This window comes from Streptomyces sp. NPDC020898, from assembly GCF_044333925.1.
Lineage (GTDB): Bacteria > Actinomycetota > Actinomycetes > Streptomycetales > Streptomycetaceae > Streptomyces.
In genome coordinates this window covers 622390-645474 of sequence record NZ_JBIRRV010000002.1, presented here as the reverse complement: position 1 = coordinate 645474, position 23085 = coordinate 622390, and the positions used below count along the sequence as shown (strand labels likewise).

Sequence of the window (23085 nt, the reverse complement as noted above, 5' to 3'; positions counted from 1 at the left end):
TTACCCGGAACAAGGAAACGGGAAGTTCGTGAATCGAATATTCGACGGGCCCAGTCACAGAAGCGGAGCAGCACACGCCTTGCGCGTGCTGCTCGTGTGTCTGTTGCCTCTGGCTCTGACACTGGGCCTGCTGGGGTCCGCCCCCGCCGTCGGAGTCGAGCCCAGCGACGACAACGCTGCGGTGGCGGCTCTCGCCGAAGCGACCCCGACCGACCGCGGCCGAGTGGTCGACTACTGGAAGGAGGGAGGCCCCGGCGTCAAGGCAGCAGCCGAGGCGGCCCTGACCGGCAGCGATGCGGACCTACAGACCTTCCTGGCCACCGTCGACGACCTGTCCTTCCAGGACGAACGGGTGAGCACGGCCCAGATGGCCGGGCTCGGCGGCACCGAGTTGCTGGCCGCCGCCCGCACGGCATTGACCGGGACGCAGGACGAACTCAACGACTTCCTGGACGACGGATGGCAGGACCCGCTGCAGCAGGACCAGCGGGTCCTCGTCGCCCAGATCATCAATGCGGGCGGTCCGGCCGTGCAGGACGCGGGGAGCACGGCGCTCAAAGGCACGCCGGAGGACGTCAGCGCGTTCCTCACCGAGGGGCAGTATGTCCAGCGGGAGCAGGATGAGCGTGTGCAGCTGGTGCAGGTCATCAGTGTGGGCGGGGTCAACGTGCGAGCGGCGGGCCGTCTCGCGCTGAACGGGACCGCGGAGGACATCCGTGAGTTCCTGGAGGTCGGGCAGTTCGTCGCCCGGGCCAAGGACCAGGAGCACGCCACCGTCGCCCAGTTGGCCGCGCAGGCCGAGGAGGCGGGCCGCCAGGCCGCGAAGGAGACGGAGGCGGCCAAGACGCAGTCGGCGAAGGCGGTCGAGGCGTCGAAGTTGGCCAAGGAGGCCGCCCTGAGGGCGGCATCGGAGGCGGAGGCGGCGAAGGACGACACCAACAAGGCGGCCCGGGCCGCGGGACGTGCGGCGAAGGCCGCGTCCCAGGCGGCATCGGCCGCTCAGACGGCGATCAACGCGGCGCAGGCCGCGAACAACTCGGCGCGTATCGCGGCGAACGCCGCGTCCCAGGCCGCCGCGGCAGCCGCGGGTGCGGCGCAGGCGGCGTCCAGGGCGCAGAGCGCGGCCGCCGACGCCGCGGTGGACGCCGACAACGCGGATGCCTCCCGCAAGGCGGCCGAGAACGCCCGCAACGCCGCCAAGGGCGCCGACCTCGCGGCAGACGCCGCCGACCAGGCCGTCACCGCCGCCACCGCGGCAGGCGATGCCGCACACTCGGCTGCGAGCGCCGGCGCCAACGCGACCCTCGCGGCCAACGCGGCCATCGAGGCCAGTGGCTACGCCGGCAGTTCCAGCGCCGCCGCCGCCGAGGCGCGCGCCGCTGCCGCGGAGACCAAGCGCCACGCGGCCGAGGCCAACCGCGCCGCCGCGGCCGCCGAAAGCCTGGCCCGCAAGGCCGCCACCGCCGCCGCCGAAGCCCGCGACGCCGCCCGGTCGGCCGCGACGCATGCCAGGAACGCGGCCAAGGCCGCCGACGAGGCCGCCGAGCACGCGGGTGACGCGGCCACCGCGGCTGCGAAGTCGACCGAGTACGCCAACGCCGCCACCACTTCCGCCAACGCGGCCACTGCCGCCGTCCTGAAGGCCAACAGCGTCTACACCCTGGCCCGCGAGGTGGAGGTCGAGGAACTCCTCGGCCGCACCAACGCCGGCATCGAACGCGCCAAGGACCAGAAAGCCGCCGAAACCGCCCTCGCCCTCGCCAGGACCGAGCGCGAGCAGGCCGCCAGGGACCGCGAGACCGAGCGCGACCGCCTCCTCGCCCTCGCCGCCCAGCCTGACGCCGACCTCACCGTAATCGCCGCCCAGGGCCGCGAACTGGCTCTGTTGGTGATGAAGAACGGCAGCGCCTGGCCGCGCGCCACCGCCGAGGCCGCACTGAGCGACGACGACGCCTTCGTCATCGACTACCTCCGCAACGGCTGGAGAACAGCCCAGGAACAGGACGACCGCACCTACGTCGAACGCCTCGCGGAGGAGATCCAGACCGCCGAGGTACGCGAGGCAGCCGAGACCGCACTCGACGGCGGCACCGCCTCCATCACCGCGTTCCTCGAGACCGGCCAGTACCAGGTGGCCGCGCAGAGCATGCGCGTGGCCATCGCCCAGGCCGTCGACGGCGCCGGCCCCATTCTCACCGAAGCCGGCCAGGCAGCCCTGGCCACCAACGACCCCAAAAAGTACAGCGTCTTTCTCAGCAAGGGCCAGCACACCGCCCGTACCCAGGACGAACGGGTCACCGCCGCCCAGCTCGTCTCCTCCGGCACACCCGAGCTGAAATCGGCCGCCCGCATCGCCCTGGAAGGATCCGCGCAGACCCTGCACGCCTTCATCGCCTCCGGGCAGCACAAGGCCAAGCGCAAGGACTACCTCAACGCCACCCACGTCGCCACGATCCAGAAGATGATCGCCGACGCGGCGAAGATCGCAGCCACCGCACAGCAGAACGCCGCCACCGCGCAGAAGGTCGCCGCCACCGCCCGCAAGGCAGCAGCCGAAGCCAACGAGTGGTCCGACAAGGCCGACGCCTCCGCGGCACAGGCCCAGGGCTACGCCGACGAGGCCGCACAGCACGCCGAGGACGCCGACGCCAGCGCCGCCAGCGCCGCCAGCTCCGCCAAGACGGCCCGCAACGCCGCGAACAGCGCCAACGTGGCCGCCGAGAACGCCGCCATATCCGCAGCCGACGCCACCCTCTCCTCGGAGATGGCCCAAGTCTCGGCGTCGAAGGCGTGGTACGCGGCCGATCAGGCGAAGCAGTCGGCCATCGCCGCTGGAGAGGACGCAGCGGGCGCGCTCAAGGCCGCCACCGAAGCCATCAGCATCGCCGTCACCAAACTCAAGGAGGAAGAGGAAGCCCGCCGCAAGGCCGCCGTCAAGGCGAAAGTCGAGGCGATGAACTCGCCGGGCGCCGAGGCCCGCAGGCTGTACCGCTGCGGCCTGACGATCTCGTCCGAGATCCCCTGCGGCGGAACCGACGCGGAAGAGGTCCGCTGGTGCATGCAGCACGAGATCGAATGCACGCTGATCTACAAGGGCAGCGCGTTCATGGCGGAGATGAAGCCCTACTGGGAGCTCGTCGAGGACCTCACGGGACTCGGTGAGCTCGACGCGTGCCTCCAGCAGGGCAAACTCGAATCGTGCATGGTCCTGGCCGGTGAGGTGCTCGTCGGGGGCAAGATCAAGGCCTTGGACAAGGCGCTCGACGGCCTCAAGTGGCTCAAGGCCGGATGCAAGGTCGTCGGCATGGCCTCCTTCGCGGCACCGGTCTCCCTCGCGGCGACCACGTCGACGACCGCCGCATCGACCGCCGCGGGCCATGACAGCCCGTACGGGTGTCTTGAAGGCAAGAAGGACTACGACATCTACGATCCGGAGACCGGAAACCGGATCACTGACATCGACCTCTTCGAAAAGGGTGTCATGTGGGAGTACAAGACGACCACGTATGCCGAAGGCGCCGACTATTTCAACAAGATCGACAAGAAGATCGCCGCCTACATCAAGTCGCGGAAGATCATCTCCGACGAGTGCGGATGCTACGCGGACGCGCCCATCGGCTACCGCTTCTCGAAGCCCGGCGCGGATCCGCGGTTCATCGCCGCCGTCGAGGAGAAGTTCGCGCAACTGCGCAGGCAGTACCCCGACATCGACCTACGGCTGGAGTTCGCGTAGTGAGCTACGAATTCGACCTCGACGGCGAGACCGTCTGGGACGCCGGATTTCACTCCGGACAGCTCTACCTCCAGCTCGCCCTTGGTGCCTCCCACGTTCTGGAGGTGCCGAGTGGGCTGCTCCCCGATGAACGGAAGGGCTCCTGCGATATCGAGCTTCCCACGTTCAGAGCCTTCGCCGAGAAGCTTTACGAGCAGTATGCAAGGACGAACAACATCATCCTGCGGGGCCTCGTCGAAGGACCACTGATCGTCTCGCTCGTCCTGCTCGATCGCGTGGCTTCACCGCTCGCGCTGAGGTCAGAGGACGAGGAACTCCTCGGGCGCAGGATGGGGGAGTTCAGGCGCTCCATGGGATAGGCAGGGACGACCGCCCATGGCCCGCTCGCCACCCCAGGGCGAGTCTGCGCCCGCCCTGAGGATGAACCGAGCGACCGTGAGTCCCTTCGCGGGCCTTCGCCCCGTGCGGTCCCCGATTCCGACCGGGGACCGCACGGTCTTCCCTCCAGCACTTCATGGCACTCGATCGGGGCAGAGCAGAACCGCATCATTGAGCGGTTGTTGCGGACCAGCGGCTATGCGCGGTCCTCCAGGTAGCGGGTGTGGGTCTCCTGGCGGCGGGCCTCGGCGTCCCGTAGGGAGGTCGCCAGGCGCTCGGCCTCCTCGTGGAGCAGGCCGAGTTGGCGTTCCAGGTGCCGTTCCGGTGGTTCGGTGCCCGGGGTCAGTCGGGTCCACCACCGGGTTCGTACGTAGGTGTCGACGGCCTCCGGGACGTCCTGCCGTACGGCCCGCGAAAGGGTGTGGACGCCCTCCGGGTCGGTCGCCAGTACCTCGCCGGACCAGCCGGGGTCCAGCAGGGCGGTGAGGAGTCCGGTCAGCTCGGTGAGCCGGCCGGCTGCGGCGGGCGGCAGTTCGACGCCTTCGAGGTACGCCAGCAGCCGGTCGAAGTCGGCGCGCAGTTCCGCCAGTTGGGCGGAGAGCTGGGCGGACGGGTCCGGGAAGTCGGGCAGTACCGGCCGCTCCGGCGGGGCGATCAGCGCGCCCGCGCCGTACAGTCCGGCGACGACGACGGGCCAGTACGGTCCCGCCACGCCGGTGAAGGTGAGGGCCAGGCCCACCAGGCCGAACGCGCTCCCGGTGATGTTCTTGCGGGACTCCAGATGTCCCACGAAGCGATTACTGGTAGCCACGGATCTCCTCGAAGGCGCCGTCCAGCGAGCCCTTTTGGGCGTCGAAGAGCCGGCCGCCGGTCAGTTCGGCGATGTGCGCCAGCTCCGCGCGGTCGGAGTCGCCGAAGAGGATGGGGAAGACGGGAATCTCCTGTTGGCGGGAGGGGAGTTGCCGGTAGAAGCCGTCGAAGTCGTCCGCCTTCGCGCCCGCCGTGTTCTCACCGTCCGTCATCAGCACGATCGACGTGAACGTGTCGCGGTCGGCGCCGAGTTGCTCGTACGCCTTCTCCAGCGAGGTGTAGATCGCGGTGTCGCCGTCCGCTTCGAGGGCGTCGGTGTCCCGGCGGATCGCGTCGAGCCCGCTCTGCGGATCGGTGGGGCTCACGACATGGGTCGTCACGTTCTTCACGTCCGATCCGAACGGCATCAGCGTGACCTCCTCACGGTGCCGGAAGTCGTCGGTGAGGCCGCGCAGCGCCTCCTTGAGGCCGGACAGGCGGTCGCCCTCCATCGAGCCCGAGGTGTCGAGGACGTACACGGTCCGCGAGGGGCGCCGCAGCTTGTTCTCGTACGCGTCGAGCAGCCCGTCGGCGACGGACCGGCTGCCGGGGAAGGGGAGTTCGCGGCGGCGTGAGGTGTCCAGGCCGGGCGCGGGCGCCACGGAGGCGACGACCGGGCGGCGGTGGGTGGTGTTCGTGATCTGCCGCTGGGCCGCCGGGGTGCGCAGGGCCTCCGTCAGACGGCGGACGTCCTCGCGGGTCGCCGCGTCGGTCGACGCGAGGGAGGTGATCGGGTAGTCGGCGGTGACGACTCCGTCGCGCGGGCGGATCACCGTGAGCTCCGGGATGCCCTTGAGGACGGACTCGTAGTTGAGCAGGGCGTCCACGGTGCCGCGCCGGTCGTAGGCGGCGGCCAGCCAGCCCGACGAACTGGACGTCAGCTCCTGCCCCTTGAAGAACTCCTTCAGCCGAGGGGACGCCTCCTTCACGTCCGCCCCGGTCAGCGCGGACTGCGCTCCGGAAAGCCCCGAGGCGACCGAAACCAGCGTGGAGAAACCGGAGTTGGAGCGCGCCGGGTCGGTCATGCCGTACGTCAGCCTGCCGTCCCGTACCGCCTCCTCCACCTGGGACCAGGTGACCTGGTCGGGCTTCCAGCCCAACTCCTTCACGGTGGCGGGCCTGACGCCGATGGCGACCGGACTCGACATGACCGGCGTCTCGGACACGACCTTCTTCGCCGCGTCGGGACGCAGCCGCAGATAGTCGTTGGAGGACAGCCACAGGGCGTCGTACTGCCCGTCCGTCTTCCCCGTCGCGAGCATGTCGATGGCGTCGAGGGTGCCCATGTAGGTGGGCCGGACCTTGATGCCGATGTCCTTCTCGACCTGGTCGAGGACGGGCGTCATGTCGGAGAGTTCGCTGGAGGCGAGGACACGGAGGGTGCCGGGCTCGGGGGAGCCGTTGTCGAGGAGGGGCTCCGGCTCCTGCTGTGTCGTGCAGGCGGTCAGGAGGATGGTGGCGGCGACCAGGGCCGCGGCGGCCGGTCGCCGTCTCATATCTGGCCCCCTTCCAGGGCACCTTGGGACCTGCTGCGCTCCAAGTACGCGCTCGCGTGCTGGAGTTCGGAGGTCAGGGACTCCACGGTCGCCGCCATCGCCTCCGTGGCCTGGACCTTGTACGAGTCGATGGTGTCGAGCGTGCGGTAGATCTGCTGGAACGCGCTCCGGAGGGTCTCCGCCCCGACGGCCGGATCGGCGGCGATCCGCTGGATCTCGCCGCTGTGCGTGGCGAGCATCTCCGCGTTGCCCCGGATGAGGTCCTCGGTCGTACCGCGCAGGGCGTTGACCTGCTCGATGACCTTCTTCTGGTTGTCGAGCGCGGAGGCCAGCATCACGGAGATGCGCAGCGCGGACACGGTCGTGGTGGCCGCACGGTCGACGCCCTTGACCAGCTCGTCGTTGTTGCGGCGTACGACGTCCATGGCCAGGTAGCCCTGCGCGCACACCGCGAGCTGGGTGAGCAGGTCCTGGTGCTTCTGCCGGACCGGGAAGAGCACGTCGGCGCGCAGGTTGTCTGCGCCCGCCGGATCGGCCGCCTCCACGCCGCCGATGTGCTGCTCGACGGCGGCGTCCAGGGCCTCCGTCAGGACGACGTACTCCTGGAGCTTGCCCATGGTCTCCCACAGGCGGACCCGTTCGGTCTGCAACGCGGCGCTGTCGCGCCGGAGTTCGTCCTGTCCGCCGCGCAGTGAGCCCACGATCTTGTTCAGGGTCGCCTGCGAGGAGGCGTACTTGGCGACGTGGTCGCGCAGCTTGTTGCCGCCGGGCAGCTTGGAGAGGAACTTCCGCCCCTTCCCGACGGCCAGGTCACGGGGGTCCAAGTCCTCGACGACGCGCCGGAGTTCGACGAGCGAGCCCGCCACCTGCGACTGGGCGTCGCCGCCCTTGCCGGGCAGGCTGCGGACGGCCCGTTCCAGCATGCGGTTGGACTGAGCGGCGGCGGTCCGCATCTCGCCGGCGCCCAGGCCGGTGATCTCCCCGACCCGGCCCGCGAACTCGGGCGAGCGGGCGTCGAGGGCGGCGAGCTGTCCGACGTACTCGGCGGCCTTGCGGGCCATCTCCGTACGGACACCGTCGTCGACGGGGACGAGTCCGCCGGCCTTCTCGCGCGGCACGGCCGCGACGGGTTCGGGCGGGGTGAGCGTGAGGGTGCCGTCGTCGCTCAGACCGCTGGCGTTCTGGCTCGTGTTGCGGCTGATGTTCTGGCTGGTGTTCGGGAAAGTCATGGGTGGTTCCCCCTGGTCAAGCTGGTCAGGACTGGCCTCGGGCCCGGCGCGCCATCTCGTGCAGCACCTCGGAGGTGGGCACGGGCGCCTGCCGGACACCGGTCAGCTTCTGGTTGAGGTAGGCGGCGTGGGCCGCGGTGGCCGCGACGAACTCGGCGGCGTCGCCCTGCGGCCGGAACCCGTGCCGGACGGCGAGCTTGCGCAACACCGGGTCACTGCCGAGGAGTTCACCGAGTGCGCGGCCCTCTTCGGTGAGGGGTACGACGGTGTGGTCGCTGTTGGCGGTGGTGTCGGGGTAGAGGACGGTGAGGTCACCGGCGCTCTGCTGGTCCCCGAGGAGCGAGGCGACCTGCGACTCGTACACCAGGACCAGCGGGTTTCCGGCGCCGCTGACGAAGTCCCTGAACGCCGCGTCCGAGCTGGGCTGTTGGGCGCCCTGGACGCTGACCAGCTTGCGCATCAGGGGCGCCGTGCGGTCCACGTCGGCGTCGCTCGCCACCACCCGGCCACCGTTCGCCACGTAGCTGGCGGCGGCGAGGTAGAGGGCACCGGAACTGGAACTCTCCGGGTCGGTGGAGGCGACGTAGAGGGTGCCGGTCAACTCCCCGTACTCGGCACCCTTGAGCTGCTGCCAGGTCCGGTCGGCGCCGGCGGCCTCGACGTACGCGCCCATCTTGAGGGTGCCACGGTTCTGGCCCTTGTCGAGCGTCGCGAGTCCGTTGGCCGCGAGCACCTCGGCGGCGTTGTGGTGGGCCACGACGACGAGCGGCGAGTAGAAGGGCCGCGGCAGCGGCTGCCGTGCCTTGTACTTGGCGGCCAGTTCGTCGGCGGGCGCCTGGCTGGACGGGAACGCGAAGTCGTAGCCCTTGAGGTCGAGACCCTCCATGGCCCACGACCCGGAGGTCTCCGTCCGTACGGTGTAGCCCTTGGCGGCAAGGGCGTTCACCACGTCGGGGTCGGCGAAGAACTCGGCCTTCTCCGACCCGATCACTGCGCGCACGGTCTTCGTTGCCGTGCTCCGGTCCCCGTTGTCCCGGCCCGCCACGACGGCTGCCACCACGCCGCCGATCAGCAGGACCGCGAGGACAATCCCTGCGATTCGTCTCACGCCGGGAGCGTGCTCCCGGAATCCAACGTTCCCCGGCTGGAAGAATGAACGGAGGGTGAAGGACCGGTCCCGGTATGCAACGAAGCACCGGTCACTCAAGAGGGACGGCGACAGCAACCGACCCAAGGGGCGCGAGGAACTGCGCGACAAGCCACGACGAATCCGCAGCCGCCGAACAACACCAACCCCTACGGCGAAGAGGCGCCCCCCGCCCAAGCCAACGCAGTGCGTGGCACCCGGCCCGCACGTCGCTGCGGGAGCGTGCGGGCCGGGGCCGTCAAGGGGAGCCCGGGGGAGGGCTCAGCGGGACGCGAGTGCGCGGGGCTCCGTGGCCTCGGCGTGGGCGTCCATGCGTTCGGCGGCGAGGATCGCGGCGGCCGTGTCGGCGCGGGAGGCCGCGACGACCAGGGCGCGTCCGGCGAGCGCGAGGGCCCGCCGGTGCAGGGCGGTGAGGTCGCGGGTGCCGGCGTCGGGGGCCGAGGCGCGGACCGGCGTACGGCCGCGGTGCAGCCTGCTCACCTGGCCGGCGAGTCGCTCGGCAGCGGTGTCCAGGTCGGCGGACGGCGCGACGGCGCGCAGTTCGTCGGTCGCCGCGAGGAGTGCGGCGAGGTGACCGGCCAGCTGGATGTCCAGCTCTTCCTCACGCGACCTGTGGGGGAAGTCCGAGGCGGCGCCGGCCATCGTGGGGCGGCTGCTGTGGACCGACGGGGTGCGGATCGGTTCGTACATGGGAGGTGGCCTCCTGTGCGCTGACAGGAAGCCATCCTAGCTTAGATTTCGTCTAAAGTTGAGCACGGTCGCGGACCGTCGCGGACGGTGGTCAGGCGGCTACGGCCGGGTCGGTCACGGCTGGCTGTAGCCGTCCAGAAAGGTGCCGATCCGGGTCATCGCGTCCCGCAGGTCCCCGACCGTCGGCAGTGTCACGATGCGGAAGTGGTCCGGCTCGGGCCAGTTGAAGCCCGTACCCTGCACGACCATGATCTTCTCGCGGCGCAGCAGGTCCAGGACCATGCGCCGGTCGTCCTTGATCTTGAAGACGTTCGGATCGAGGCGCGGGAAGAGGTAGAGCGCGCCCTTCGGCTTCACACAGCTGACGCCCGGGATCTGCGTGAGCAGTTCGTACGCGACGTCCATCTGTTCCTTGAGCCGCCCGCCCGGCATCACCAACTCGTTGATGGTCTGCCGTCCGCTCAGGGCGGCGACCACTCCGTGCTGGCCCGGCATGTTCGCGCACAGGCGCATGTTCGCCAGGATCGTCAGGCCCTCGATGTACGAGTCGGCGTGCGCGCGCGGTCCGGAGATCGACATCCAGCCGACCCGGTAACCGGCGACGCGGTACGCCTTCGACATGCCGTTGAAGGTGAGCGTGAGGAGGTCGGGGGCGATCTTCGCGGTCGAGGTGTGCGTGGTGCCGTCGTACAGGATCTTGTCGTAGATCTCGTCCGAGCAGACGAGGAGGTTGTGGCGCCGGGCGATGTCCGTCAGCCCCCGGAGCATGGCGTCGTCGTACACCGCGCCCGTCGGGTTGTTCGGGTTGATGATGACGATCGCCTTGGTGCGGTCGGTGATCCTGCGCTCGATGTCCGCGAGGTCCGGCATCCAGTCGGCCTGCTCGTCGCAGCGGTAGTGGACCGCCGTACCGCCGGAGAGGGAGACCGCCGCCGTCCACAGGGGGTAGTCGGGGGCGGGTACGAGCACCTCGTCGCCGTCGTCGAGCAGGGCCTGCATCGACATCACGATCAGCTCGGAGGCGCCGTTGCCGATGAAGACGTGCTCGACGTCGGTCTCGATGCCGAGGGTCTGGTTGTGCATGACGACCGCCCGGCGGGCCGCGAGCAGTCCCTTCGCGTCGCCGTAGCCGTGGGCCGACGACACGTTGCGGAGGATGTCCTCCAGGATCTCGGGCGGGCACTCGAAGCCGAAGGCCGCCGGGTTGCCGGTGTTCAGCTTGAGGATCCGGTGGCCCGCCGCTTCCAAGCGCATCGCCTCTTCGAGAACCGGGCCACGGATCTCGTAACAGACGTTGGCGAGCTTGGTCGACTGGATCAGCTGCATAGCGGTGAGTTTACGGCGGGGTAACGCGTCGGGCGTCGTGTTATCCGCCACGTGGGATCGGGGTGGGGGTGTCGCCGAGCGGGGGCCACTGGTGTGTTTCCGGGGGTAACTGTCCCCAAGTGTCACCGCAAACCCTTTCGTCCCTAGAATGCGCGCTCATGTCATGGGAGAACGGGACGCACGACGCGGATGACGGGATGTACGGCGCGAACACCGCGAATGGGGCGGTCGGCGCGTACGACGGTCACGGTGCCCGCCCGGATCCCGCCGGGCCCCCGCAGTCGCCGACCGTGTACCAACCGCAGGGCGACCTCGGCCCCACCCCGGTGTACGACGCGTACGCGGACCCGGCCGCCGCCCACGGCTGGCACAACGGGTATGACGCGACGGCCGAGCTGCCGGTGATGAGCGGCATCGGTGCGGAGGCGGAGGCGAGTGCTACGGGTGCGGCCGTCGGAGTGGTGGCGGGTGGGCATCGCCGGAAGAAGAGCGCGTCGGGTCGGCGTGGAGTGGTGGTCGGTGTTGTCGCGGCGGCGGTGGGCGTGGTGGCGGTGGGGGCCGTGATCGTGGGTTTCGGCGGCTCGGACGCGCCCTCGGGCGGTGGGGCGCCTTCGACGGTGGAGGCGTCGGTGACACCCGGGGAAGAACCGGCCGCCACCGACTCCTCGGACCCCACGGGCACCGGGCCCGCCAGCGAGGCGCCGGCCTCTCCGGGGAGCGCGCAGAGCGTGCCCGGCGACTCCACGTCGGACACCCCCAGCGCCGCCCCGGCGGCCTCCGCTTCCCCCTCCTCCGCCGCCTCGCCGACCACCACCGCGACCGGCGACTCGGGCCCGGGCAACTCGGAGAACAACCCGGGGCGGGGCAAGGACGGCACCAAGGGGCCTAAATAGCGGGAGCGGCGTGCCCTCTTCCTGTCGCTCGGCCCTCAGCCGCCGAACTCTGGGTGGCTGACCCGCTGGGTGGGTGACCCACTGACCCACCGACCCACTGACCGGCGGAGTGGCTCGGTGGCTGACCCGCTGACCCGCTGACCGGCGGAGTGGCTCGGTGGCTGACCCACTGGGCGGCGGACCCACCGACTGCCAGCCAGCCGCGGCCGGCGTCGACGCGCGACCAGCGCCTGGCGCCCTGTCCCCGTCCCCGTCCCTGCCCGTCCCTGCCCGCGCCCGCGCCCGCGCCCGCGTCCCCGTGTACCCGCCCCCGCACCGGACACTCCCGCCGATCTTCACTTAGGTTAGGCTAACCTTCGCCGCGTGAGTCCTGCTGAAGAAACAGCCGACGCCCCGCGCCTACGCGGGCATGAACTGTCGGCAACGGGTGTGACCGTGGCGTACGACGGCGTTGATGTCGTCCACGACGCGGTGATCGCGCTGCGGCCCGGTGAGGTCGCCGTTCTGGTCGGGCCCAACGGCAGTGGCAAGTCGACGCTGCTGCGCACGATCGCCCGGTTGCAGCGGGCCCGCCGCGCCACGCTCACGATCGATGCCGGCACCGACGGACTCGCCCTGAGCGCCCGTGAGTTCGCGCGGCACGTCGCCCTGCTGACCCAGGGCCGCCCCACGCCCAGCGGGCTGACCGTGCGGGACGTCGTCGAGTTCGGCCGTTATCCCTACCGGGGCCGCTTCGGCCGGCCCGATCCGGACGCGTCGGCCGCGGTGGACCGGGCGCTCGCGCTGACCGGCGTCACGGACCTCGCCGAGCGGGGCGCCGACCACCTCTCCGGCGGGCAGTTGCAGCGGGTGTGGCTGGCGAGTTGCCTCGCCCAGGAGACCGGCGTACTGCTGCTGGACGAGCCGACGACCTACCTCGACCTGCGTTATCAGGTCGAACTCCTCGACCTGGTCCGCGACTTGGCGGACGACCACGGCATCGCCGTCGGAGTCGTCCTGCACGACCTCGACCAGGCGGCGGCGATCGCCGACCGGATCACGCTGCTCGAAGCGGGCCGGATCGTCGCCGACGGCCCGCCCGAGGACGTCCTCACCCCGGAACGGCTCACCGCCGTCTACGGCATCCGTATCGACGTCGACACCGACCCCCTGACCGGCCGACTGCGCACCCGCCCGATCGGCCGCCACCACACGCGACACACACGAACCGAAAGGCTCGGCTCCACCTCATGAGACGCATCCTGCTCACCGCGGCCACCACCACCGCGGCGCTCACCCTCGCCGCGTGCGGCACCAGCGAGCCCGCCGCCGAAAGCTCCGAGAAGCCGTCCGAGGCCATCAGCCTCACCGACTCCACCGGTGCGAAGGTCGAGCTCGACGGCCCGGCCACCAAGGTCATCGCCACTGAGTGGAACGAGGTCGAGAGCCTCATCACGCTCGGCGTCGACCCCGTGGGAGTCGCCGACGTGAAGGGCTACAAGACCTGGGACAGCGCCGTCCCGCTGAAGAACGAGCCGAAGGACATCGGCACGCGCGGCGAGCCGAGCATGGACACCATCGCCGCCCTCGCGCCCGACCTCATCGTGGCCTCCTCCGACCTGCCGGACGCGGCGGTCAAGCAACTGCGCAAGGTCGCCCCGGTGTTGGAGGTGCAGTCCGCCGACGCCACCGACCAGGTCGGCCAGATGCTGGAGAACCTCGACCTCATCGCCAAGGCCACCGGCACCACCGAGCAGGCCAGGGCGGCGCGCGACGCCTTCGAGGCCAAGGTCGCCGAGGGTAAGAAGGCCCTCGCCGACGCCGGTCTCGCCGGCAAGGGGATCGCCTTCGCCGACGGTTACGTCACCTCCAACCAGGTCTCCCTGCGCCCGTACACGAGCGGTTCGCTCATCGGGAACGTCAACGAACAGCTCGGTCTCAAGAACGCCTGGACGGTCAAGGGCGACGCCGCCTACGGCCTCGGAACCACCGATGTCGAGGGCCTCACCGACCTGCCCAAGGACGTCCGGTTCGCCTACATAGGCAACGACGAGGACGAGGGCAGCACGCCCTTCACCGGAGCGCTCGCGAAGAACGCGGTGTGGACCTCCCTGCCGTTCGTGAAGGCCGGCGACGTGCACCGACTGCCCGACGGCATCTGGATGTTCGGCGGCCCCCGGTCGATGGAGGCGTACATCGACGCCCTCGTCGACGCGCTGACGAAGTAACGAGGAACCACGAAAGAGCAGCCGGCCACCAGCAACCAGGAACAACGGGTAACGGGCCATGACCCTCACCGCGACACCACCCGCCACCCGTCCGCCGACGGTCGCGTCCCGGACGGGCGCGGTCGGGGTGACAGTCGGGCTCGTCCTCCTGGTCGCCGTCCTCGGCGTCGTCGACATCACCCAGGGCACCGCCGCCGTCGGACCGGCCGAGGTGCTCAAGGCCCTGACCGGGCAGGCCGATCCGGGCGACGCGTCCGTCGTGATCGCCTCCCGGCTGCCGCGGATGACCGCCGGGATCCTGGTCGGTGTCGTCCTCGGCGTGGCGGGCGCCGTGCTCCAGGCCGTCAGCCGCAACGTGCTCGCCTCGCCCGACACCCTTGCGGTGAACGCCGGTTCGTACCTGGCGCTCGGGCTGGTCGGCGTCACCGGCGTCTCCCTCCCGCTGCTCGCGTCCTCCGGGGTCGCCTTCGTCGGCGGACTCCTGGCCGCGGCCGTCGTACTCGCCCTGTCCGGCCTGGGCACCGGCACCGTGCGACTGGTTCTCGCCGGTACGGCGCTGGCGCTGGGCCTGAATTCCATGACGGAAGGCCTGCTCCTCCTCTTCCCCCAGCAGACCGAGGGCCTCTACCAGTGGAACCAGGGCAGCATCAGCCAGAACGGCTTCGACGGCGTCCTCCAGATGCTGCCCATCGCCCTGGCCGGGATCGTCGGCCTGCTGCTGACCGCCCGCCGGGTCGACGCCCTCGCCCTCGGTGACGACGCGGCGCGCGGGCTGGGCGTCCCGGTCCGTGCCACCCGCGTCACGGTGGTCGTCCTGGCGGCGCTGCTCTCCGCGTCGGCGGTCACACTCGCCGGACCCATCGGCTTCGTCGGCCTGTGCGCACCGGCCCTCGTACGCCCCCTCGCTCGCCGCTTCCGGGGTTTCGCCCGTGCCCGTACGGTGCTTCCCGTGGCCGGGCTGGTCGGCGCGGGCCTGGTCCTCGGATCGGACGTGCTGCTGCGGGCCCTCGTCCCCTCGGACACCGCGGTCGCCGTACCCACCGGTGTGGTCACCAGCCTGGTCGGCGCCGTGTTCCTGGTGGTGATGGCGCTGCGGCTGCGGGACACGGCCGGAGCGGAGGCGCCGGACCGGATACGCATCCCCAGTCGCACGGCGTTCCTGCTGACGCTGGCCGCCCTCGTCGCCGTGGTCGTGGGCGTCACGATCGGCGGCGCCCTGCTGGGCGACAGCAAGCTCCTGCTCGGCGATGTCGCCAACTGGGCGCAGGGGAGGGCCGGTCGGGCCGTCACCTTCGTCCTCGACACCCGGATGCCCCGTGTACTCGCGGCGCTGTGTGCGGGCGCGGCACTCGCCCTGGCCGGCACGCTGGTACAGGCGGTGACGCGCAACCCCCTTGCGGAACCAGGAGTGTTGGGCGTTTCCGGCGGTGCCGCGCTGGGTGCCGTACTGCTTGTCACCACCGCGCCCGACGCCGGTTCCTGGGGCATCGCGGGGGCCGCGTTCGGGGGCGCCGGGGTGGCCTCGGTGGTCGTCTTCGGGCTCGCGGCCCGGGGCGGCTACCGGCAGAACCGGCTGGTGCTGGTCGGCATCGGCGTGGCCGCCGGTACAACTGCCTTGATCAGCCTGCTGATTGTCCTGACCGACCCGTTCAACGCCACGAAGGCGCTGACCTGGCTGTCCGGTTCGACGTACGGCCGGACGATGCCGGACGTCGTTCCCGTCGCGCTGATGCTGGCGCTGGGCCTGGTCGTCGCGGTCGCCCGCCGCACCGAGCTGGACCTCGTCTCCCTGGACGAGGACACCCCGCGCCTTCTGGGCCTGCGGTTGTCCGGTGCCAGGCTCGGCTTCCTGGTGGTGAGCGTCCTGCTCAGCGCGACCGCCGTCGCCTCGGCCGGCACGATCGGCTTCGTGGGCCTGGTGGCCCCGCACGCGGCACGCGCCCTGGTGGGCCGACGGCACGTGCGGGTGGTGCCGGTCGCGGTTCTGCTGGGCGCGGCGCTCGTCGGTACGGCCGATCTGGTCGGCCGTACGGTGATCGCGCCGTCGCAGCTGGGGGCGGGGCTGATGACGGCGGTGATCGGGACGCCGTACTTCCTCTACCTGCTGGTACGGGGACGACGGTGACCGCACAGGCCCGCCAGATAGGTCTCAGAGCGGGTTGAGGCGGGCCTTGAGCAGGCAGAACTCGTTGCCTTCGGGGTCGGTCAGGACATGCCACTGCTCCTCGCCCGTCTGGCCGATGTCCGCCCGGCGCGCACCGAGCTTCAGCAGGCGTTCGAGCTCGGCGTCCTGGTCGCGGTCGGTGGGGTTGACGTCGATGTGGAGCCGCAGCTTCCCCGGCTCCGGCACGTCCCTGCGGCTGAGGATGATCGTCGGCTGGGCGCCGCCGAACCCTTCGCGCGGGCCGATCTCGAAGCACTCGTCCCCTTCTTGATCGAGCACGACGAAGTCCAGGACCTCGCACCAGAACCGCGCCAGCACCTCGGGGTTGCGGCAACCGAGCACGAGCTCACTGATACGACATGCCATGGAGGAGAACCCGCTCTCAGCCTGGGGAAAACAACCTGGAAAACAACCCCGGGAACGTATCGGAGGAGGCGAGCGCGGGGGAAACGATTTACAGCCCGCGTATGGCCCGCAGACGCGCAAACCCGCCAACTCCCGGCCGGAAACAATTCCTTGCCTCATCCACCCCTCCCGCATCACAATGCGCATGACAAAAAAGCGAGCGACCGGAAGATCTCCGGTCGCTCTGTCGTACGAGGGGACCCCCCACATGAACAAGCCTCTCCTTGCCGCGCTCGCAGCCCTGGTGATCACCGGGGCGGGAGCGGTACCCGCGGTCGCCGCGCAGGCAGACATGGCCGACATGGCGGGCAAGTCGGTCGCGGGCACGGCCGTCGCACCCGCCGCCGAGGCCGCACCGGCCATCCAGGCCGTCAACTTCGCCGGCACCGTCTCGCTCTCCAACTGTTCCGGCTCGCTCGTCCGCTTCCCGAGCTCCGAGTCCAACGACCCGGCGCTGGTCATGTCCAACGGGCACTGCCTGGAGACGGGCTTCCCGGCCGCCGGCGAGGTCATCGTCGACCAGGCGTCCACCCGTACGTTCGGGCTGCTCAACGCCTCGGCCACCCGCGTCGGCACCCTGCGCGCCAGCAAGATCGCGTACGCGACGATGACCGACACGGACGTCTCCATCTACCAGCTGACGACCACGTACGCGCAGATCGCGAGCTCGTACGGCATCAGCCCGCTCACCCTCAACGACACCCACCCGGTCGCCGGCACCGCGATCACGGTCGTCTCCGGCTACTGGAAGCGCACGTACGCCTGCAACATCGACGGCTTCGCCTACCGCCTCAAAGAAGGCGCGTGGACCTGGAAGGACTCGGTCCGCTACACCTCCGCCTGCCAGACCATCGGCGGCACCTCGGGCTCGCCGGTCGTCGACAACGCCACCGGCAACGTCGTCGCCGTCAACAACACCGGCAACGAGGACGGCGGGCGCTGCACCGACAACAACCCCTGCGAGGTCGACGCGAACGGCACCGTGACCGTCCGCGCGGGCATCAACTACGCCCAGGAGACCTACCAGATCCCCGCCTGTTTCGGCCTCGACAACAAGCTCGACCTGAGCAAGAGCGGTTGCACCTTGCCGAAGCCGTAGCGCGCTTCGTGGGGGTGGGATCGGCCGTGGCGCGTCACTGCGCCGTAGTGGCTGGTCGCGCAGTTCCCCGCGCCCCTTAGAGGCGCGGGGCTGGACGGACCGACCTGCCCGCCAGTACGTCCGTTCGGCGGCCGTTCTCCATGACGAACCGGCCGTCGATCAGGACGTGCGGGATGCCCGTTGGTAGCGTGCGTGGATTCTCGTACGTCGCCCCCGCCGCCACCGTCTGCGGATCGAAGAGGACCAGGTCGGCGCGGTAGCCCTCGCGGACCAGGCCCCGGTCCGGCAATCGCAACCGTGCCGCCGGGCGCGAGGTCAGATGGGCCACGCACTCCTCCAGGGAGAGGATGCCCAACTCCCTTACGTACCGGCCGAGATATCGCGGGAACGTGCCGTACGCGCGCGGGTGGGGCTTCGCACCCTGGAGGATGCCGTCGGAGCCGCCGGTGTGGACGGGGTGGCGCATGATCGCGCGGACGTTCTCCTCGTGGCCGACGTGCTGGAGGATCGTCGTGCCCAGGCGGTCGGTGAGGAGGAGGCGCCGGGCTGTCGTCCAGGGGGACTCGTCGCGCCGGGTCGCCGACTCCTGGATCGTGCGGCCCACGTGGTCGGTGAGGCCCGGGTCCGTCACGCCCGAGATCTCGATCGTGTCCCACTCGACGGGCACGCCGTGGCACCCGTCGGCACCGACGACCTCCAGATGGTGCCGGATGCGTTCGGCGGTCGCCTCGTCCGTCAGGCGCCTGAGGATCTCCTCCGGGCCGCCCTCGCTCGCCCAACTCGGCAGCAGCGCCACGAGCGTGGTGGAGCCGGGCGTGTAGGGGTACGTGTCGAGGGTGAGGTCCGCTCCCGCCGCCAGCGCCTCGTCGAGCAGCGCCAGCAGCTCGGGTGCGCGGCCCTCGTTCACGCCGAAGTTCATGGTGGCGTGGGCGAGATGGAGGGGGCAGCCGGCCTCCCTGGCCAGCTGCACCATCTCCGCGTACGCCTCCAGCGCGCCCGCTCCGTACGAGCGGTGGTGCGGGCAGTAGTAGCCGCCGTACGACGCCACCACCCGGCACAACTCGGTCAGTTCGGCATCCTTGGCGTACATGCCGGGCGTGTAGGTGAGCCCCGACGACATGCCCACCGCGCCCTGTTCCATCCCCTCCGCGACCAACTCCCGCATCCGGTCCAGCTCCTGCCGCGTCGCCTCCCGGTCGTCCCAGCCGACGGCGAGCATCCGTACCGTGCCCTGCGGGATCAGATAGGCCGCGTTGACGGCGATGCCCTCGCCGTCGAAGCCGTGGTCGAGACGGTCCAAGTACTCGCCCACGGAACGCCAGTCGAAGTCGATGTCGTCCCCGTGGCCGTTCCAGCCGGTGATCGCGCGGCGGACCTCGGCGAGGGTGCGGTCGTCGACCGGGGCGTACGACAGCCCGTCCTGGCCCAGGACTTCGAGGGTCACCCCCTGGGCGGCCTTCGCGCTGTGGTCGGGATCGCGGAGGAGAGCGAGGTCGCTGTGGGCGTGCATGTCGATGAAGCCGGGGGAGAGAGCGAGCCCCTCCGCGTCCAACTCCCGGCGCGCCTTCGGGCGTTGGCAGCCAGCCGCTGCGGCCTCCTGGACGATCGAGACGATCCGGCCACGGTCCACGACCACATCCGCGCGATACGACGGACCGCCGGAGCCGTCCACGACGTCCGCGTCCCGAATGACGAGCTCATCCATGGCTGAGTCCCCAGAAGTTGCTAGAAGTCCCTAGAAATACGTACGGATGTAGTCGACGACCGTGCCGTCCGCCTCGGCGACCGGGATCAGCTGCCACTTGTCGAAGGACGTGCACGGGTGGGACAGGCCCAGGCCGAGCCAGTCGCCCACCTCCAGATCCGCGTCGGGCACGGTACGCAGCCAGGCGTGCTGGTCGGAGAGACCGGTGACCGTGACGCCGGTGGCGGGCCGCTCGGCAGCGCCCTCCGTAGCCCCCTGCCTGCGGACGACCTGGGCGAACGGCAGGTCGAGGTCGTAGGCCGCGTCCCGCTTGCCCGCGTTCACGAAGGCCTGCTCGGGGGAGGGGCGGGAGACCACCTGCGTCCAGAGGCGGAAGGCGGGCTCCAGTGCGCCCTCCTCGGGCACCCGGTTGAACGGGGTGATCTTGCGATAGTGGCCGTCGTCGTGCGAGACGTATGCCCCCGAGCGCAGCAACTTCAGCACAGGGAGCGACAGTTCGGGGATCTCCACGAAGACGTCGGCGACCGCGTCGAACCAGGCGCTGCCGCCCGCGCTCACCACGATCCCGTCCGGCCCGTCCACCCCCGTGAAACGCCCCGCCTTGTCGAAGTCCGCCGCCAGCGCCACCAGCCGCCGCAGCCACGCCCGCACCCGCTCCGGGTCGGCCCGCGGCACCTCGCCCTCGTACCCCGCGACCCCGACCAGCCGCAGTGTCGGCGCGCCGGCCACGGCGTCCGCGACCGCCGCGCACTCCGCCTCCGTGCGCACGCCCGTCCGGGCGTCCTCGCCGGCGCCGAGTTCGACGACCACGTCGAGCGGGCGGGCCGCTGCCGCCTCCCTCAGAGCCGCGTCCATCAGCTCGACCCCGCGCACGGAGTCGACGTAACAGATGAAGCGGAAACCGGGGTCGGCGGCCAGTTCCGCGGCGATCCAGCGCAGGGCGGCCGGGTCGACCAACTCGTTGGCCAGGAAGACCCGTTGGATGCCGAAGGCGCGGGCGACGCGTACCTGGTGGGGGACCGCGAGGGTGATGCCCCAGGCGCCGTGCTCGATCTGGCGCCGGAAGAGCTGGGGGGCCATGGTCGTCTTGCCGTGCGGAGCGAAGGAGAGGCCGTGGCGGGCCGCGTAGGTCTCCATCAGGGAGAGGTTGTGCTGGAGTCGCTCGGCGGAGAGGGCGAGTACGGGGGTGGTGAAGCCGCCGGTGAAGAGGTTGCGGTGCTGGGCGGTCAGCTCGCCGACCGTGAGGCCGTCGGCGTCCGGTGGGAGGCCCTTGAAGCGGGCGTCGACGCGTTCGGCGGCGAGCCGGGCGTACGCCTCGACGTTCTCCGTGCTCTCCGTGCTCTCGGTGCCCATGGAACCTCCCGGATCGGGTGTGTTGCACTGCTTGCAACGAGCATTGCGTATACCGCTTACCGCTGTCTAACATCTCGGCGAACGCGGGGTCAACGGAGCCGCCGCCTCCCCGCATCACCTAGGAGCTACGACGATCGTGACCGTCACCGGACCCTGCAATGCCCCCGACGTCGTGGACGTCGTCGCGCTCGGCGAGTCCATGGTCACGTTTCTGCCCTCCCGGGCGGGCCGCCTCGCCGACGTACCGTCCTTCGAGCGGACCATCGGCGGCGCCGAGTCCAACGTCGCGTGCGCCCTCGCGGCCGTCGGCCACGCCACCCGCTGGATCAGCCGCGTCGGCGACGACGGCTTCGGCGACCACCTGATCGAGGCGATCGGGGCGTACGGGGTGGACGTGTCCTCCGTACGGCGTGATTCCGGCCGTCCGACAGGGGTGTACTTCCGCACCGCCGGGGACCGGGCGACCGACGCGCACGAGGTGGCGTACTACCGGACGGGCTCGGCGGCCTCGGTGATGTCGGTGGGGACCGTGGACCTGGAGGCGGCGCGGGCGGGGCGCGTACTGCATCTGTCCGGGATCACCGCGGCCCTGTCCGGCGACTGTCTCGACCTCCTGTGGGAGCTGACGGAGCCCCGGCCGGGGCGGTCGCTCGTCTCCTTCGACGTCAACTTCCGGCCGGGGCTGTGGGCGGATGCGGACGGTCCGTGGGTGCTGCTGGACCTGGCCCAGCGGGCCGACCTCGTCTTCGTCGGGGCCGATGAGGCGCGGGCCGCCTGGGGGCTGGACGGGGCGCGCGCCGTCGCGGACGCGCTGCCCGAGCCGGACGTCGTGGTCGTCAAGCAGGGCGGGGGCGGCGCTGTCGCCTTCGGTAACGGCACCGACGGAGACGCCTTTCACGCCCCGGCGCCCCACGTAGACGTCGTCGCCGCAGTAGGCGCCGGCGACGCCTTCGCCGCCGGGTTTCTCTCCGCCACCCTGCGGGGCCTCCCCGTACGGGACCGCCTCCGGCACGGCCACCTCATGGCCGCCGCCGTCCTCGCCGCCCCCGGCGACCTCGCCGCGCCCCCCGCCCGCGACCACGCCGACCGGCTGGCCGCCCTCGACGACACAGCGTGGGGGACACTTCGACTCGGCCCCGGCTGGACCCAGGCCGAGCAGGCCCCCGAGGAGGTACGCACCCCATGAGCCAGACCGTCGACCGAGCGCTGAGCATCCTGCCGTTGCTCGCAGAGGGCCCCGCCGACCTCGGCCGGGTCGCCGACCGCCTCGGCGTCCACAAGTCCACGGCCCTGCGGCTGCTGCGCACGCTCCACGAGCACGGGCTCGTCTACCGCCAGTCCGACCAGCGCTACCGCCTCGGCGCCCGGCTCTTCGCGCTCGCCCAGGAGGCCGTCGAGAACCTCGACATCCGGGAGATCGCCCACCCCCACCTCGTACGCCTCAACGAGCAGTGCGGGCACACCGTCCACCTCGCCGTGCACGAGGAGGGCGAGGTGCTCTACATCGACAAGGTCGAGAGCCGGTACCCGGTGCGGATGTACTCGCGGATCGGGAAGCCCGTCGCCATCACCGTCGCCGCCGTCGCCAAGCTGCTGCTCGCCGATCTGCCGGAGCCCGAGCGGCGCGCCCTCGCCGGCAAGCTCGAATACCCCCTGTACACCTCCCGCTCGACCCCCAACGCCCCTGCATTCCTACGGGAGTTGGACAAGGTGCGCGACCAGGGCTGGGCCACCGACCTCGGCGGCCACGAGGAGTCCATCAACTGCGTCGCCGCCCCGATCCGGGGGGCCGACGGCCGCGTCGTCGCCGCGATGTCCGTCTCCGCGCCCAACGTCGTCGTCACCGCCGACGAACTCCTCACCCTGCTCCCGCTGGTGCGCCGTACGGCGGACGACATCAGCGGCGAGTACTCCGGCAGAACCCCCACGCCCACGAAGGACAACGGTTCATGACAGCGACAGACAAGATCGCCCTCACTCCCAAGACGCACACCACCCCGCCCGCTAAGTTCTCCCACGGCGTGAAGAAGGGGAACATCCTCCAGGTGGCGGGCCAGGTCGGCTTCCTGCCCGCCGTCGAGGGACAGCCGCCGACACCCGCCGGACCGACCCTGCGCGAACAGACCCTCCAGACGCTCGCCAACGTCAAGGCGATCCTGGAGGAGGGCGGCGCGAGCTGGGACGACGCGATGATGATCCGCGTGTACCTGACGGACGTCGGCCACTTCGCCGAGATGAACGGCATCTACAACACGTACTTCGAGGAGCAGGGCCTGACCGCGCCCCCGGCCGCCCGGACCACGGTGTACGTGGGCCTTCCAGCAGGCCTGCTGATCGAGATCGACGCGCTGGCTGTACTGGACAACTGACACAACGCCAAGGCGGCGGCCCCGGACCCCCGGGACCGCCGC

Annotated in this window: 19 protein-coding genes; 10 read left to right on the top strand and 9 right to left on the bottom strand. The window is 70.8% G+C overall.

Going from position 1 to position 23085, the window contains the following annotated elements; translation table 11 throughout:
* The first annotated feature begins 85 nt into the window (after positions 1-85).
* Together ACH4TV_RS10805 and ACH4TV_RS10800 are read left to right on the top strand one after the other, a co-directional pair.
* Positions 86-3733: an ALF repeat-containing protein gene (locus ACH4TV_RS10805; RefSeq protein WP_398396600.1), complete on the top strand. Its 3648-nt coding sequence runs from the start codon at positions 86-88 to the stop codon at positions 3731-3733.
* Positions 3733-4092 (top strand): DUF6086 family protein, encoded by a 360-nt coding sequence (locus ACH4TV_RS10800; protein WP_398396417.1) that lies wholly within the window; start codon positions 3733-3735, stop codon positions 4090-4092. The genes ACH4TV_RS10805 and ACH4TV_RS10800 overlap by 1 nt, the downstream gene beginning before the upstream one ends.
* 215 nt (positions 4093-4307) lie before the next feature.
* Here the strand turns inward: ACH4TV_RS10800 and ACH4TV_RS10795 are convergent, their stop codons facing one another.
* The 6 genes from ACH4TV_RS10795 to ACH4TV_RS10770 form a co-directional block, all read right to left on the bottom strand.
* Positions 4308-4901 carry a hypothetical protein gene (locus ACH4TV_RS10795; protein ID WP_398396598.1) on the bottom strand — a complete coding sequence of 198 codons (594 nt, stop codon included), beginning with the start codon at positions 4899-4901 and terminating at the stop codon, positions 4308-4310.
* Between the two features lie 7 nt (positions 4902-4908).
* Positions 4909-6456 carry a substrate-binding domain-containing protein gene (locus ACH4TV_RS10790; RefSeq protein WP_398396415.1) on the bottom strand — a complete coding sequence of 516 codons (1548 nt, stop codon included), beginning with the start codon at positions 6454-6456 and terminating at the stop codon, positions 4909-4911.
* Complete coding sequence (locus tag ACH4TV_RS10785) at positions 6453-7685, bottom strand: toxic anion resistance protein (RefSeq protein ID WP_398396413.1); 1233 nt, start codon at positions 7683-7685, stop codon at positions 6453-6455. The genes ACH4TV_RS10790 and ACH4TV_RS10785 overlap by 4 nt, the downstream gene beginning before the upstream one ends.
* 25 nt (positions 7686-7710) lie before the next feature.
* A complete protein-coding gene (locus ACH4TV_RS10780; protein WP_398396411.1) occupies positions 7711-8793 on the bottom strand; it encodes a hypothetical protein in 1083 nt (360 codons plus the stop codon).
* Between the two features lie 300 nt (positions 8794-9093).
* Positions 9094-9522, bottom strand: coding sequence for a hypothetical protein (locus tag ACH4TV_RS10775; protein ID WP_398396410.1), 429 nt, complete (start codon positions 9520-9522; stop codon positions 9094-9096).
* A gap of 114 nt (positions 9523-9636) precedes the next feature.
* Positions 9637-10848: a pyridoxal phosphate-dependent aminotransferase gene (locus ACH4TV_RS10770; RefSeq protein ID WP_398396408.1), complete on the bottom strand. Its 1212-nt coding sequence runs from the start codon at positions 10846-10848 to the stop codon at positions 9637-9639.
* 158 nt (positions 10849-11006) lie between these two features.
* Here ACH4TV_RS10770 and ACH4TV_RS10765 point away from each other — a divergent pair, with 158 nt between their 5' ends.
* The 4 genes from ACH4TV_RS10765 (at position 11007) to ACH4TV_RS10750 (ending at position 16073) form a co-directional block, all read left to right on the top strand.
* The gene (locus tag ACH4TV_RS10765; RefSeq protein WP_398396406.1) at positions 11007-11741 is read left to right on the top strand and encodes a hypothetical protein; all 735 of its coding nucleotides are present in this window, start codon (positions 11007-11009) and stop codon (positions 11739-11741) included.
* A 363-nt stretch (positions 11742-12104) separates the two neighbouring features.
* Positions 12105-12974, top strand: coding sequence for an ABC transporter ATP-binding protein (locus ACH4TV_RS10760; protein ID WP_398396404.1), 870 nt, complete (start codon positions 12105-12107; stop codon positions 12972-12974).
* A complete protein-coding gene (locus tag ACH4TV_RS10755; RefSeq protein WP_398396402.1) occupies positions 12971-13948 on the top strand; it encodes an ABC transporter substrate-binding protein in 978 nt (325 codons plus the stop codon). Before ACH4TV_RS10760 ends, ACH4TV_RS10755 begins: the two co-directional genes overlap by 4 nt.
* Before the next feature lie 58 nt (positions 13949-14006).
* On the top strand, positions 14007-16073 hold the full coding sequence (locus ACH4TV_RS10750) for an iron ABC transporter permease (protein WP_398396400.1): 2067 nt from the start codon (positions 14007-14009) through the stop codon (positions 16071-16073).
* A gap of 24 nt (positions 16074-16097) precedes the next feature.
* Here ACH4TV_RS10750 and ACH4TV_RS10745 read toward each other — a convergent pair whose 3' ends face one another.
* Positions 16098-16478, bottom strand: coding sequence for a VOC family protein (locus tag ACH4TV_RS10745; protein ID WP_398396398.1), 381 nt, complete (start codon positions 16476-16478; stop codon positions 16098-16100).
* A 247-nt stretch (positions 16479-16725) separates the two neighbouring features.
* On the opposite strand from ACH4TV_RS10745, the gene ACH4TV_RS10740 reads away from it, so the two are divergent.
* The gene (locus ACH4TV_RS10740; protein WP_398396396.1) at positions 16726-17616 is read left to right on the top strand and encodes a serine protease; all 891 of its coding nucleotides are present in this window, start codon (positions 16726-16728) and stop codon (positions 17614-17616) included.
* Positions 17617-17692: 76 nt separating this feature from the next.
* On the opposite strand, the gene ACH4TV_RS10735 is transcribed toward ACH4TV_RS10740, so the two are convergent.
* Together ACH4TV_RS10735 and ACH4TV_RS10730 are read right to left on the bottom strand one after the other, a co-directional pair.
* Entirely contained in the window at positions 17693-19321 is a 1629-nt protein-coding gene (locus ACH4TV_RS10735) for an amidohydrolase family protein (protein ID WP_398396395.1), read from the bottom strand.
* Positions 19322-19351: 30 nt separating this feature from the next.
* Positions 19352-20674 carry an amino acid deaminase gene (locus ACH4TV_RS10730; RefSeq protein WP_398396394.1) on the bottom strand — a complete coding sequence of 441 codons (1323 nt, stop codon included), beginning with the start codon at positions 20672-20674 and terminating at the stop codon, positions 19352-19354.
* Positions 20675-20810: 136 nt separating this feature from the next.
* Between ACH4TV_RS10730 and ACH4TV_RS10725 the strand changes: the two genes are divergently transcribed.
* The 3 genes from ACH4TV_RS10725 to ACH4TV_RS10715 are packed head-to-tail and all read left to right on the top strand — an operon-like array spanning position 20811 to position 23043.
* Entirely contained in the window at positions 20811-21860 is a 1050-nt protein-coding gene (locus ACH4TV_RS10725) for a sugar kinase (protein WP_398396392.1), read from the top strand.
* Complete coding sequence (locus ACH4TV_RS10720; protein ID WP_398396390.1) at positions 21857-22627, top strand: IclR family transcriptional regulator; 771 nt, start codon at positions 21857-21859, stop codon at positions 22625-22627. Before ACH4TV_RS10725 ends, ACH4TV_RS10720 begins: the two co-directional genes overlap by 4 nt.
* The gene (locus ACH4TV_RS10715) at positions 22624-23043 is read left to right on the top strand and encodes a RidA family protein (RefSeq protein WP_398396388.1); all 420 of its coding nucleotides are present in this window, start codon (positions 22624-22626) and stop codon (positions 23041-23043) included. The genes ACH4TV_RS10720 and ACH4TV_RS10715 overlap by 4 nt, the downstream gene beginning before the upstream one ends.
* Positions 23044-23085 lie beyond the last annotated feature (42 nt).

Excerpts from the sequence above, each read along its gene's own strand:
- ACH4TV_RS10740 (WP_398396396.1), top strand. The coding sequence starts at position 16,726 with ATGAACAAGCCTCTCCTTGCCGCGCTCGCAGCCCTGGTGATCACCGGG.
- ACH4TV_RS10745 (WP_398396398.1), bottom strand. The coding sequence starts at position 16,478 with ATGGCATGTCGTATCAGTGAGCTCGTGCTCGGTTGCCGCAACCCCGAG.
- ACH4TV_RS10720 (WP_398396390.1), top strand. The coding sequence starts at position 21,857 with ATGAGCCAGACCGTCGACCGAGCGCTGAGCATCCTGCCGTTGCTCGCA.
- ACH4TV_RS10735 (WP_398396395.1), bottom strand. The coding sequence starts at position 19,321 with ATGGATGAGCTCGTCATTCGGGACGCGGACGTCGTGGACGGCTCCGGC.
- ACH4TV_RS10790 (WP_398396415.1), bottom strand. The coding sequence starts at position 6,456 with ATGAGACGGCGACCGGCCGCCGCGGCCCTGGTCGCCGCCACCATCCTC.
- ACH4TV_RS10715 (WP_398396388.1), top strand. The coding sequence starts at position 22,624 with ATGACAGCGACAGACAAGATCGCCCTCACTCCCAAGACGCACACCACC.
- ACH4TV_RS10750 (WP_398396400.1), top strand. The coding sequence starts at position 14,007 with ATGACCCTCACCGCGACACCACCCGCCACCCGTCCGCCGACGGTCGCG.
- ACH4TV_RS10775 (WP_398396410.1), bottom strand. The coding sequence starts at position 9,522 with ATGTACGAACCGATCCGCACCCCGTCGGTCCACAGCAGCCGCCCCACG.
- ACH4TV_RS10730 (WP_398396394.1), bottom strand. The coding sequence starts at position 20,674 with ATGGGCACCGAGAGCACGGAGAGCACGGAGAACGTCGAGGCGTACGCC.
- ACH4TV_RS10765 (WP_398396406.1), top strand. The coding sequence starts at position 11,007 with ATGTCATGGGAGAACGGGACGCACGACGCGGATGACGGGATGTACGGC.
- ACH4TV_RS10755 (WP_398396402.1), top strand. The coding sequence starts at position 12,971 with ATGAGACGCATCCTGCTCACCGCGGCCACCACCACCGCGGCGCTCACC.
- ACH4TV_RS10770 (WP_398396408.1), bottom strand. The coding sequence starts at position 10,848 with ATGCAGCTGATCCAGTCGACCAAGCTCGCCAACGTCTGTTACGAGATC.
- ACH4TV_RS10785 (WP_398396413.1), bottom strand. The coding sequence starts at position 7,685 with ATGACTTTCCCGAACACCAGCCAGAACATCAGCCGCAACACGAGCCAG.